Below are 12,752 nucleotides of genomic sequence, written 5' to 3'. Positions count from 1 at the left end.
GACGAAGCAAGCGTTCTTGCGGTGGGGATGAAGCTTCTTGGACAGGTTGTTTTGAAACATCGCAACGAATTGGCCTTCGCGGATTTCTGGCCCCATTTCGAAAGCAAACAACGGCGACAAGACCTACACGTTTGTGTCATTGAGCTAGCGGGATTAGGAGTCCCCATCTGAGCGTTTCATGATTGGCTATTCAGCGGCAATGTCAGGGACGACTAAACGGTTTCCCTTCCTCATCCTTAAGGTTCAGACGCTCGACCAACTTCTCGGCATCCTCTTCAGTGAGCATATCCATGACCACCCCATCGATAACGACCGCCTGTCCGGTCACTGCATCGACTACCGCCCAGTAGTTGTTCAGGTTCTTGCGACGGCTATAACGCCCAGTTGCCATGAGGTGTTCCTTTGGGTGCTGAGGCTCGGCCTCGGCCCTTCTCTTTTCTTCGGCATTAAGGATGATCATAAGGTCAGTCGCGACATCGTGGGGCAACCGATTGAGAACCGTTCCGTGCATCTCTGCCGTACTACCTTCGTGGTAGTCGATGACATGCCACGTGCCGTCAGAATTCTCCTCTAAACCGTACCGCTTGTAGACCATGGGTCGCCTGGGGGTTGCCTTTAATACACCTAACGCCGACCCGGAGCGTTTGTTGCAAATTTCTGAGTGACCGACCGGATATGTCGCTTCCCCCGCCACTTCCTAAAGGTGCGAGCTAGCAATTTGCAAAAGGGTAGCAAGCCACTTGCGGACTGAGAAAGAGAGCGTTTGCTTCGACATCAACCTCTTCATCGACGCCTTCCGGCAGCCAGCTGGTCTTCAAGTCTGTTGCGAATGCAGCGATGTCGACACTCGTTACTGCGCCGCATCGCTTGACGGTCGACGAGCCCTCCCAGCGGTCCTTATAGCTGTCCATTTCCAAAACGTTTTGGCTTGATCTCCAAAACGTTTTGGTTCATACTGGCGCTGTATCTGGGAGGGTACGCAGTGTCCAATCTGAAACAATTGGCCCAGTCGCTCGGCCTGTCGATCACCACGGTATCGCGCGCCCTCGACGGCTATCCGGACGTCTCGCCGGCAACCCGCGAACGCGTACGGGAAGCGGCAGCGCTCACCGGTTATCGCCCCAATGCTTCTGCACGACGCCTTCGCAAACAGCGTGCCGAACTTGTCGCCGTGACACTCCCGAGCGATCCGGGCCATATCGGCCCTCCGCACTTTCTCGATATGCTCTCCGGCTGCGCCGAACATCTTGCGACCGCCGGCCTCAATCTCGTGATTGCCCCTGTGCCGCGCGGCGAGAGCGAACTCGACATGTGCCGCCGTTTCGTCGACGGGCAAAGGGTCGACGCCATGCTGCTCGTTCGCACGAAACGCAGGGACGAGCGCGTGGAATTCCTGCAGGCGCGGGGCATTCCGTTCGTCACCAACGGCCGGACCGAGTCGGTGTTGCCGCATCCCTATCTCGACGGCGACGGCTTTGCCGGGTTTCAAGCGGCAAGCCTTCGCTTTCATGCCGACGGTCATCGCCGGATCGCTCATATTGCCGGCCCCCAGGACTATTATTTTGCCCATGTCCGCTGCATGGGCTGGCAGGCAGCCATGGAAGAAAGCGGCCTTTCGAGCGAACTTTGCGCCGAAGGCGCACCGACCGAGCAGGGTGGATACCTGGCGGCGCTGGAATTGCTGCGCCATCCACGTCGGCCAACTGCGATCGTCTGCGCGACGGACGAAATGGCGATCGGTGCCTTGCGGGCGCTCCGTGAAATTGAGGGCGGCGAGACGATCAGCATCGTCGGCCATGACGATCTTCCAACCGGTGCCTATACCAGCCCACCGCTTTCGACCATGCGCATGGCGGGCGAGAACCTGGGTCGCAGCTTTGCCTCGCTGCTGCTTCGCGCCATTGCCGGCGAGCCTTCGGAAGAACTTCAGGAACTGCACCCGATCGAATTCGTCGACCGCGAGAGCCATCGGCGTGCGCCGCCAAATGCATAGAGAAGAACCAAAGAGGAGGAGAAAATGAAACATCTAGCGTCACTTGGAATTCTGGCATCGACCGTCCTTTTGGCCGCAACGCCGGTGCTTGCCGACACGGTGTTCCTGTCCACGCAACTTCGTCCGATCGCAGAAGCGACCGTGGTTCGCGAAGAACTGCTCAAGGGCGTCCAGAACCCGGTCGACTACGTGGTCGAAGAGCCGCCGCAATTTGCGGTCCGCATGGAGGCCGAGCGCCAGGCCGGAACGCACACGATCAGCCTTGTCGGCGCTTTGCACGGCGAACTGTCGCCGCTTGCCGACAAGGACGGCCTTGAGCCGCTCGACGACGTCGCCAAGACGCTCGCCTCGAAAGGCATGCCGCAGCCTCTGCTTGATCTCGGCAAGCTCGGCAAGTCCAGCCAGCAATATATCCCCTGGATGCAGGCGACCTATGTCATGGCCGCCAGGAAGGACGCCCTGCAATATCTTCCCCAGGGCGCGGATGTGAACAAGCTTACCTACGATCAGCTGATCGAATGGGGAAAGAAGATGCAGGAAGCGACCGGCCAGCCGCAGATCGGCTTTCCGGCCGGGCCGAAGGGGCTGATGTCCCGCTTCTTCCAGGGCTACTTCTATCCCTCCTTCACAGGCGGCGTCGTGCGGCCGTTCCAAAGTGCTGATGCTGCAGCCGGATGGGAGAAGCTGAAGGAGCTCTGGGCGGTCGTCAATCCGAACTCCACCAACTACGACTTCATGCAGGAGCCGCTGCTTGCCGGCGAAGTCATGGTCGCCTGGGATCACGTCGCCCGCCTCAAGGAGGCGATCTCCTCCGAGCCTGATCAATATGTCGTCTTCCCGGCTCCCGCCGGGCCGAAAGGCCGCGGTTACATGCCCGTTGTCGCCGGCCTCGCCGTTCCGAAGGGGGCACCTGACAAGGCAGGCGCGATCGCCGTCATCGAACACCTGACGATGCTCGGCACGCAATTGCTGACAGCGCAGAAGGTGGGGTTCTTTCCGACGCTTGACGCCAAGCTGCCTTCCGATATCGATCCTGGAGTAGGCTTGCTCGCGGCTGCCGTCAACGCAACCCAGACCGCGCCGGACGCGCTGATTTCGCTGCTTCCCGTCGGCCTCGGCGACAAGGGCGGCGAGTTCAACAAGGTCTATATGGACAGCTTCCAGCGGATCATCCTGCAGAACGAAGCCGTCGGCGACGTCCTGAAGGCGCAAGGCGCAACGCTTGCAAAGCTGATGGCCGATACCAAGGCCCCGTGCTGGGCGCCGGACGCCAAGAGCGACGGAGCCTGCCCTGTCGAATAAGCCTTTCGGCCCGGGCGCCTAGCGTCCGGACCGCTTTTCGAAATGCCACGAAGCGAAAGCCAATGCCGAACAACCGCACCTGGATCCCCTATCTGCTGATCTTGCCCTCGGTGGCGTTCCTGGCGTTGCTCTTCGTCGTGCCGCTTGTGCAGACGATCTGGCTTGCCGTCTCCGACAATGGCACGCCCTCGCTTGCCAATGTCCAGCGTATGGTGGGTGATCTCAATTTTACGCGCTCGGTACAAAACACGTTTCTTTTGACGCTTGCCGTTGTGCCGGTGCAGATCGTCATTGCGCTCGCCATGGGAACGATGGTCGCGAAAGTGGCAGCCGGCCGGGAAACGATCCTGTGGATCTGGACCATTCCGCTCGGCATTTCGGATCTCGCAGCCGGTCTCGTCTGGTTGTCGATCCTGCAGAACAGCGGTTATCTCAATTCCTTCCTTTACGGCCTCGGCATCATCGAACGGCAGGCGAGCTGGCTTTCCTACCAGACGCCGTTCGCACTTTTTCTCGGCATAGCCGCCGCCGAGATATGGCGGGGAACGGCGATCGTCATGGTCGTCATCGTTGCCGGCCTCAACCAGGTGCCGAAGGAATACCGGGAAGCGGCAGAAATCTTCGGCGCAGGTCCGTGGACGCGCTTCTTCCGCATCACCTTGCCGCTCATCCGGCCGGCGCTGCAGTCGGCGCTCATCCTGCGCACCGTTTTGGCCTTCGAGGTTTTTGCCGTCGTCTATGCCCTCGGCGGCCGCAATTTCCCGGTGCTCGTCGGCGAGGCCTACACTTGGCAGAACCAGAACCAGAACTATGGCGTTGCCGCAGCCTACGCGGTTCTCATCATGCTCATCTCGCTTGCGGCCACCATGTTCTATCTGAAGGCCATCAAGGTCGATCCGGAGCGTCTTCCATGAGCACGACCCGCGCCGCAAACTTCGTCTCGTCCCGCCGCATTCTGCTCTGGAGCGGGATCGCCGTCCTTTGCGCCTGGGTCCTGGTGCCGATCTATCTGATCGCGCTCGGCGCCTTCGGCGGACGCAGCGCCGTCTACCTCTGGCCGAAGACCGGTCTGCCGACGGGCCTTTCCTTCGAGCCCTTCCTGCTTTTCCTGCGGACGGAAGGCGTTCTCGGCTCCTTCCTGAACTCACTCGGAGCCGCAGCCATCACGGTTGCCCTGTCCCTGCTTCTCGGAGCGCCCGCCGGCTATGCGCTGGCACGCTATAATTTTCACGGCAAGGATTCCTTCCGGCTCATGGTCCTTTTGACCCGCGCCTTTCCTTTGGCAATCCTTGCTCTGCCGCTCACTGTTTCCTTCATCCGTCTCGGCCTCTACGATACGGTAACGGGCGTCGGGCTCGTCCATACCGTCCTTGCTCTGCCTTTCGCCGTGCTGGTGACGCAAGGCATCTTTCTTGGCGTTCCGAGAGAACTCGAGGAAGCGGCATGGGTCTTCGGGTGCTCGCGTATCCAGGCATTCTTCAAGATCGTCGCTCCGCTCGCCCTTCCAGGTATCGCCGCGACCGCCGTCTTTGCCTTCGTCATCTCCTGGAACGAGGTTTTCGCCGCGTCCGTGCTCACCGTCAGAAATCGGACGTTGACGGCCTATCTGCTGACCGTGCTGGCGGAAAGCCCGATGCATTACCGCTTTGCGGGCGGCCTCATGCTCATCCTGCCATCCGTGGTCTTCATCTTCGCGGTCAGGCGCTACCTTTTCGCGATCTGGGGCATTTCATCCAAGTAACGGGTCATCCAAGTAACGGGAACAGTTTCATGGCCAACATCGTCATCGACCGCATCCGGAAGAACTTCGGGACCTTCCAGGCGCTGAAGGAGGTCTCGCTGACAGTCAACGACGGGGAATTCGTTTCACTTCTCGGCCCCTCTGGCTGCGGAAAGACGACGCTGCTGCGCATCATCGCCGGTCTTGAAACCGAAAGTGCCGGCGACATTCGGATCGGAGACCGCTCAGTCGTCGGGCTTCAGCCGAAGGACCGCGGCCTTGCCATGGTCTTCCAGAACTACGCCGTCTTCCCGCATATGACCGTCTTTGAAAATGTCGCCTTCGGCCTCAGGATGCAAAAGGCCGATGAGGCGCGCGTCAGGCAGCAGGTGGAAAAAGCGGCAGCTCTTCTGCATATCGAGCCCTATCTCGACCGCTATCCGAACAAGCTGTCGGGCGGCCAGCGCCAGCGCGTAGCCGTTGCTCGGGCGCTCGCTGTCGAGCCGAAGGTCCTGTTGATGGATGAGCCGCTTTCCAATCTCGATGCGCTGCTGCGCCTGGAAATGCGCACGGAACTGAAGACGGTCCTGCAGTCTTCCGGCACGACGACGATCTATGTGACGCACGACCAGACCGAGGCGATGGGCCTTTCGGACAGGATCGCCGTCATGCACGACGGCCAGATCGAGCAGGTTGGCCATCCCGTCGACATCTACAACCATCCCGCCACGCGGTTCGTCGGCGGCTTCATCGGCAATCCGCCGATGAATTTCATCCGCATGCCCGTGACCGACGGGCACGTGATCGCGGGCAGCGAGCGCTTTTCGGTGCCGCCGGAATCCGGGCCCGAGATCATCCTCGGGCTGCGCGGCGAAGCCGTGGTGCTTGCGCCGCCGTCAGAGGGATTTCAAATGCGCGTTCGCGTCGCCGAGCCGATGGGTTCGCATCTTCTTTTGACGGGATCGATCGAAAACCAGCCCGTTCGCGTCATCCTGCCGGCCGCCGAAAAGGTCGCAAGCGGCGACGTCATCGGCCTGAAACCTGATCCCGCGCGCATTTCTTGGCTCGCACCCGATAGCGGCAAGGCCTACCTGGCGGCCGCTGCCTGACGAATATCTGGAGTAAATGGCATGACGAAATACATCGATGAAGCCAAGGCGATCTTGGCGGCGAATGACCGCGGCGGCTACACGGTACCGACCGACAGGCTTTATCCCTTTCAGTGGAACTGGGATTCGGCCTTCGTCGCCATGGGGTTTGCCGCCTACGACATCGATCGCGCCTATCGTGAACTCGAACGCCTGGCCGAGGGACAATGGGCCGATGGCATGATCCCCCATATCGTGTTCCATCAGCCGAGCGACAGCTATTTCCCCGGCCCCGACGTCTGGCGCACGAACCATGTCATTCCGACCTCCGGTATCACGCAGCCGCCGATCTTCGCGATGGCTCTTCGCAAGATTTACGAAACGGCGGTCGCCACCGGCTCTGTCGCAAACGAGCGAACCCTTACGCTCTACGAAGCCGCCTTGAAGTGGCACCGGTGGTGGTACCGCGCGCGTGATCCGGAAGGCACCGGTCTCGTCGCCTTGCTGCATCCTTGGGAAAGCGGCAGCGACAACTCGCCTGCCTGGGACATCGCCCTTGCGCGTGTTCCAACGACGACCGAAACGCCGGTCGTGCGAAAAGACATAGGGCATGTGAACCCGCAAATGCGCCCGCGTGACGAGGACTATGGCCGCTTCATCCATCTCCTGGATACCTATGCGGCATGCGGCTGGGACCCCGTCGAGCAATGGCAAAAGGCCGAGTTCAAGATCGCGGATATCCAGACCAGCGCGATCCTGCTGAAGGCCGGCGAAGATCTGCATTATCTTGCAGGTGTCTTCGGGCGCGGAGGCGAAGCCGATGAGATTGCAACGCTGAATGAGCGCACGCGGCAGGCCCTGAAGGCGCAATGGCGTTCTCATCTTTCGCGTTTCGTCTCGCGGGATCTGCTGGCCGGCGAGGATGTCGCCGCAGCCACGCAGGCCGGCTTCATTCCTCTTCTTGCGCTCGACCTTGATGAGGCGACAGCCGACGCTGCAGCCGCCGAAATGCGAAGATGGTGCAAGGGTATGAAAGTCGTCTTCCCGACGACCGAGCCTACTTCCGCGAGTTTTGAGGCCAAGCGCTATTGGCGCGGTCCGGCCTGGGCGATCATCAACTGGCTCCTGATCAACGGATTACACCGCAACGGCCACGCAGGATTTGCAGAGGAACTGCGCCAATCGACGATCAGCGCGATCGAGACCGAAGGCTTTGCCGAATATTTCGATCCGAAAACCGGCGAAGGATGCGGTGGGCTCGGATTCTCATGGACGGCAGCGACTTACATTGTTCTTGAAAAGGCCGACAGTTCCGCAATTCAGTAGGAGCCAGCACCAAAACCCCGATATCCTGTACCCGGCTGGAGGAGGCCGACATGGCCCGTGGTCGCGGCTTGCACACGAAGCTGGAACCGAGGTTGCTCTCGGCTTTGTCGACGCTCTTCAAGCTGCTTATGATCTGATCGCCAGCCATCCGGAGGCCGGATGATTGCGGGATGCATATGAGTTGGGATTTCCTGACCTGCGGAGCGTTAGGTAGTCCTCTATCAAACAGCTCGACGTCTGGTGCTGCAGTATATCAGGAGCCCAATGCCGCCGAGCCCGAACAGCGCGCCAATAATTGAGGTCCCCGAATAGGTTGTGATGGAACTGCCGATGGCGAAGACGAGTGCGCTCACGCCTGCGCTGAGAAAAATGTTGACGGATATCAGGGCGCTGCCAAGACCTGGCCGCTCTGCAATGAGGTCCTGGAGGTAGGTGATGGGGATGCTGATCAACGCTGCAGCGCCAATGCCGCTGATGATTGTCAGGGCGTAAGCGTGCCAGGGCTCTGAAGCAAGGCCGAGCAGCAACAGGTAGGCGGCATAAATGATGGTGCCGGTCACCAGTGCTGCGACCTGACCCATCTGCCTGAGAAGTCGCGCCCAGACGATGATGAAGATGATCTCGAAGAAAGCAACGATGCCGACGAGAATGCCGACATCGGCCACCGTCCCGTGAACCGCTCCGGTGACGATCAAGGGCAGGATCGCCCCGTTGACATGGAGCGTGCTCGTAATGAGCGCAACGGCAATCAAGGGCGTGAAGATTCTCGGCGAAACCACTTCGGCGAGAGCTGCAAGATGAGAGAGATGATGCGTTGCTGCTTTGTCCGTGCCCTTCTGGCGCGGCAGGAACGCGCTGATCAGGGCAAAACAGAATATGCAAGAGAGACAGGCGAAAAGATAGGCGGGCAGCATGCTCGTCGACGCGGAAAGCAGCGCACCTGTCATGCCAGGTACCAGCACCCACGACAGCGAGATCATTGCCCGGACGCCTGAGTTGACGGTGTTGACCTCGTTTTTGGGCATTCCCGCGGTGGCGGCCCGGACATTGGCAAAAAGCAGGGAGTTGAGCGAACCATAGATCGGTAGCAACAGAAGCGAGCAGGCGATGAAGCTCGTTTGGGTCGGAACGAAATATATCGCGCCATAGCCGAAAATGCCGAAACTGGCAGCCACCAGCATCATCGAACGATATTCGCCGAGACGGTCGGCAAGGTTGCCGAGGAGGATGCTCACGAGGACATTGACCGCCGCGGCCACAAAGATCAGGGCTGAATAAAGACCGTTGCTCAATCCCAGCTCGCGAATGCCGACGACGGATTGATAGGGCGATGTTGTCGCCCCCGCAAACCCGAACAAAAAAATGGCAATCATGCTGACGCGGATTGCCGGATTGCGAAAGACATCGGGAAGAAGGCGGTTCATGCGGATATCAACGAAAGGAACGATCTGGTGGTCACACGGCGCGCGTTCTGGCAATGCGCCGCCCGCCACGCGATTTGATGATGCAAAATGTCAATCCCGCCGGCGCGCCGAAAAGTGCGCCTGCGGCTGGTAATCGAAATTGCGGTCGAACGGGAAGATCGCCCGCGCCCGGCAAACATCGACAAAACGAACCTTGATCTGAATTCCGCGAAATTCTCGGCGATGGACGCGGTGCCCACGATCAGAGGATAATCATCGCACATGAGCTCCTCCGAACAGTTCGCCTTGCGCTGCATTGTCCAGTTATGCTCGCATGATTCAACGTGCGCCGCTCTGGATGGTTGTCAACGAAACGCACGAGTTTGCGATCTCATTTGACGCACGCTCGGCGATCACCCGCAGCAGCCGTTCGTCCGCCTCATATCCTCGTTCCGCAAGGTGCAGATCCCTACCGGATGGTGGCCTTCGTCCCGGGCCTGAAAATAAAACATAATCAGTCCTGCCAGCGCGCCGAAAGACGCGCCTGCGGTTGGTATACGAATTTGCGGTCGAACGGGAAGATCGGCCGGGTTCGGCGATGGCTCGCCAGGCTTTCGATGTCCTGGTTCACGACGCCCTCTGTCAGTGCCATGAGATTCGGATTGGCAATCGGCGCAAGCTCGGGCGAAAGATAGCCCGATTTTACGACAAGCAGCCGAACCGATCTGGGATCGAGCCCAAGGCGCGCGAAATCCGCGATGTTGTGATAGGGGCGCCTGCGGGCGGCAAGAACCACCGTCACGCCGCTGGTGCGGATCACCGCCTGGCGTTCGGCCTCGGAACCTGGATCGTCGAGTAGGATCACCTCGGCCTCGATGCGAACGGGAAAGCTCGCCGGATCGAGACTACCGCCGATTGATAGAGGCACGACCGCTCCCCTGCCGGCGGCAAAGCAGGCCTCGACGGCCGGCCGGTCGGTGATGCCGGCAAAGAGCGTGTTTTCGAACTTGCGGGAAAGAACCGCGCTTAGGACATCGGCCCGGTCGCCCACACCGCCGCCGGTCGGATTGTCCGCCGAATCCGCAAGCACGATCGGCACAGTCTTCGTATCTGCTGCGATATCGAGCATGTCGTCGAGCGGACCGGTGACCGGTCCGAAACGAAAATCCTTTCGGGCATTCCAATAGGAAAGTGCGATCTCCTCCGCGGCTTTTGCGGCAGCAGCTTTGTCCGAGGCCGTCACCACGGCGCAGGCCGTCGCCCGCGGCTCGTCGGCCCAGACATAACCGATCATCAGATTGGCATCGAGAACGCCGTCGCGGCGCTCGAAGTCCGCAAGCCGTAGGTAGAGGCTCTTTGCCGGCTCATCCTCAGTCGAAGTCCGCTCGCCTGGCCACAGGACAGGCACCTGCGCCCAGGCCACGCCCGGCCGGTTCCCGCTCGTAAGCGCGTCGACGAGCATCGACCAGGCTCGCACCATGGTCTCGCGCACATCGATATGCGGCGCCGTGCGGTAGGCCGCGAAAATATCGAGCTGGTCGACAATCTTCTGGCTGACATTGCCATGCAGATCGTAGCTCGCAGCGACGATGCAGTCCGAACCGACGACAGCCCGGGCCGCCGATATCCAGTCGCCTTCGGCGTCATCCATGCCCTCGACGTTCATTGCGCCGTGCATGGCGAGATAGAGACCATCAAGCGGCGTGGACGCCTGCAGCCGGTCGAGGAACTCCGTCTTGAACTCCTCGTAGGCGGCACGCGACACCGGTCCGCCGGGAATGGCACGCGCATGGAGAAGCGGGAGGTGGTCGACCCCTTCCGCGTTCAGAAAGTTGAAATAGTCGGAACCGAGGAGATCTGCCCCGCGCATGACGCGAAAATCCTCGATCGCCATCAGCACCGGCGAGTATGTGCTGCATTCCGTGTGAATTCCGCCGACCGCAATCCGCATCGCTACCGTCCTGGAGTTTCGCGCCTAGAGTGCCGGGCTCAGGGGGACGATGGCCGCAAAGCGGTTCCAGTCCTTCTTGGCCTTCGGGGTCCATGCCGCTTCGGCGATCGCCGGAAGGCGCGGAAAGACCAGGCGGTTGAAGTAGCCGCGCGACAGGAAGTGTTCGGACCAGATGCAGGCCTGTACGCCCTTCATCTTGTCCTTGAGATCCTCGGGGAACTCTCCTTCCGCTTCATAGGCATAGGTATGTGCCGGCGGCACCGTGCCTGCCCAGCTCGCCCCCGGCTCCTGGAAGGCCTCTGCCTGCACCATGTCCAGATAATAGGCCTGTCCCGGCGTCATGACGACGTCGTAGCCCTCCCTTGCGAGATCGATGCCGACCTGCGGATTTTCCCAGGCCATCAGCAGCGTGTCTTTCGCCGCGACCCCGCCGCCATGCGCCACCTCGTTCCAGCCGGCAAGCTTGCGTCCGCGCGCCGTCAGCATGTCCTTGATCCGTTTCAGGAAATAGGACTGCAGGCCGAACGTGCCGGAAATGCCTTCCTCGGCCATCAGCTTCTTTGCCAGCGGAGAGGCAAGCCATGAACCGTTCGCCACTTCATCACCGCCCACATGAATGTAGGAGGAGGGGAAGAGCTCGACCATCTCGTCGAAGACCTTTTCCAGGAATTCGTAGGTGAGGGGCACGGCCGGGTTCAAGGCGTTGTTCGGATAGCCCTGAACGGAATGATAGCTGTCCGGTGCCTCCTGGCCATCGGTGAGTTGCGGCAGAGCGGCCAGCGTTGCGGCATTGTGACCCGGAATATCGATCTCCGGCACGACTTCGACATTCAATGCCTGGGCATGGGCGACGATGTCGCGGATATCGTCCTGCGAATAGAAGCCGCCGACGGGCTCAGCGCCATTGCCGAGCTGCGGCAGCAGCGGCTCGTTCGGACCGCGCAGGACGCCGGTGGTGGTCAGCTGCGGATAGGCCCTGATCTCCAACCGCCATGCCTCGTCGTCGGTCAGATGCCAATGAAAGATATTGAGCTTGAACCAGGCAAGGATATCGATCAGCCGCTTGACGTCGGCAACTGGATAAAACTGACGCGACACGTCGAGATGGCAGCCGCGCCAGCCGTAACGCGGCTTGTCGGAGATGCTGCCGGAGACCGGAAAGCGGAACCTGCCTTTTGTCGTGCGCGCCCCGTTGAGCAATTGCGCAAGCGAGGTCAGGCCATACTGGCGCCCTGCCGCATCGCAATAGGAAAGCGTGACCTTGTCAGAGGCAAAGGTTAGCCGGTAACTCTCCGCATCGAGCGAGGCCTGGCGGTCGAAGGCCAGTGCCCGGCCCTGCGGCGATGGCGCCAGGCTGAAAACGGAATGGTCGCTCTCAAAGAGCCGGCGCGAAAGGGAAATCACCGTCGAGATCGAAAGAAGCTCGTCGGAGCTTGCGCCCTGCGGATAAAGCACGACCGGAAAGCTGTCGCCCGGCTTGGCATCGATCTCTGCCGGCCAGGGCTGGAGCGCGAAGGGAAGATCAAGGCGGCCCTCCGGCAGCAGCGCCGGCGGCGGCTCGCTCAGACTGCCTTCAAGAAGCAGATCGGAGACGGCCACCTCGGTATGCGTGCCGTCGGCCAGTGTAAGATAGGCGGATTTTGCCCCATCCGTGCAATGCTGCGCCTTGCGATGAACGCCGGCAACCGTGAAGATCCAGCTCTGGCCGGGCGCAAGAAAGAACCCCGGGGGCGGCGAGAATTCGTGGAAGTTCGCGTTCCGGCGCAGGAACTGGGCGTTCTCGCAGGCTTCAGGGTCGCTCACCCGCGTCAAGGACGTATAGACGAGCTTGAAGCCGGAAAGCGGGCTTTCGGAGAGGTTTAAGAGCGTGAAGGTGAACTGGCCGTTTGGCCCGCCCTTTGGGGTCCAGCTGTTTTCCAAGCGATAGTAAACCGGTTTCATGTCCTGTTCCTCTCTTTTGATTATGGAT

10 protein-coding genes are annotated in these 12,752 nt (G+C 60.6%); 6 read left to right on the top strand and 4 right to left on the bottom strand.

The window, feature by feature from the left end:
- Positions 1-202 precede the first annotated feature (202 nt).
- Complete coding sequence (locus QA644_RS35265) at positions 203-595, bottom strand: hypothetical protein (RefSeq protein ID WP_349254126.1); 393 nt, start codon at positions 593-595, stop codon at positions 203-205.
- A 387-nt stretch (positions 596-982) separates the two neighbouring features.
- On the opposite strand from QA644_RS35265, the gene QA644_RS29730 reads away from it, so the two are divergent.
- The 6 genes from QA644_RS29730 to QA644_RS29705 all read left to right on the top strand — a co-directional run bounded on the left by QA644_RS29730 (position 983) and on the right by QA644_RS29705 (position 7,429).
- Entirely contained in the window at positions 983-1,993 is a 1,011-nt protein-coding gene (locus tag QA644_RS29730) for a substrate-binding domain-containing protein (protein WP_074072360.1), read from the top strand.
- A 24-nt stretch (positions 1,994-2,017) separates the two neighbouring features.
- Complete coding sequence (locus QA644_RS29725) at positions 2,018-3,295, top strand: ABC transporter substrate-binding protein (protein ID WP_283072755.1); 1,278 nt, start codon at positions 2,018-2,020, stop codon at positions 3,293-3,295.
- Between the two features lie 62 nt (positions 3,296-3,357).
- Complete coding sequence (locus tag QA644_RS29720; RefSeq protein ID WP_074072358.1) at positions 3,358-4,209, top strand: sugar ABC transporter permease; 852 nt, start codon at positions 3,358-3,360, stop codon at positions 4,207-4,209.
- The gene (locus tag QA644_RS29715; RefSeq protein ID WP_022718149.1) at positions 4,206-5,036 is read left to right on the top strand and encodes a carbohydrate ABC transporter permease; all 831 of its coding nucleotides are present in this window, start codon (positions 4,206-4,208) and stop codon (positions 5,034-5,036) included. Before QA644_RS29720 ends, QA644_RS29715 begins: the two co-directional genes overlap by 4 nt.
- Before the next feature lie 29 nt (positions 5,037-5,065).
- A complete protein-coding gene (locus QA644_RS29710; protein ID WP_283072754.1) occupies positions 5,066-6,124 on the top strand; it encodes an ABC transporter ATP-binding protein in 1,059 nt (352 codons plus the stop codon).
- A gap of 21 nt (positions 6,125-6,145) precedes the next feature.
- A complete protein-coding gene (locus tag QA644_RS29705; RefSeq protein ID WP_283072752.1) occupies positions 6,146-7,429 on the top strand; it encodes a trehalase family glycosidase in 1,284 nt (427 codons plus the stop codon).
- Positions 7,430-7,650: 221 nt separating this feature from the next.
- Here QA644_RS29705 and QA644_RS29700 read toward each other — a convergent pair whose 3' ends face one another.
- The 3 genes from QA644_RS29700 to QA644_RS29690 form a co-directional block, all read right to left on the bottom strand.
- Entirely contained in the window at positions 7,651-8,853 is a 1,203-nt protein-coding gene (locus tag QA644_RS29700) for an MFS transporter (protein WP_239603416.1), read from the bottom strand.
- Positions 8,854-9,346: 493 nt separating this feature from the next.
- The gene (locus QA644_RS29695; protein ID WP_283072751.1) at positions 9,347-10,783 is read right to left on the bottom strand and encodes a M81 family metallopeptidase; all 1,437 of its coding nucleotides are present in this window, start codon (positions 10,781-10,783) and stop codon (positions 9,347-9,349) included.
- 24 nt (positions 10,784-10,807) lie between these two features.
- On the bottom strand, positions 10,808-12,724 hold the full coding sequence (locus tag QA644_RS29690; protein ID WP_283072750.1) for a beta-N-acetylhexosaminidase: 1,917 nt from the start codon (positions 12,722-12,724) through the stop codon (positions 10,808-10,810).
- Positions 12,725-12,752: the final 28 nt, after the last annotated feature.

Source organism: Rhizobium sp. CC1099 (assembly GCF_029714385.1).
GTDB lineage: Bacteria > Pseudomonadota > Alphaproteobacteria > Rhizobiales > Rhizobiaceae > Rhizobium.
Note: the sequence above shows the minus strand (reverse complement) of the source record. Positions and strands in the feature narration are given on the sequence as shown.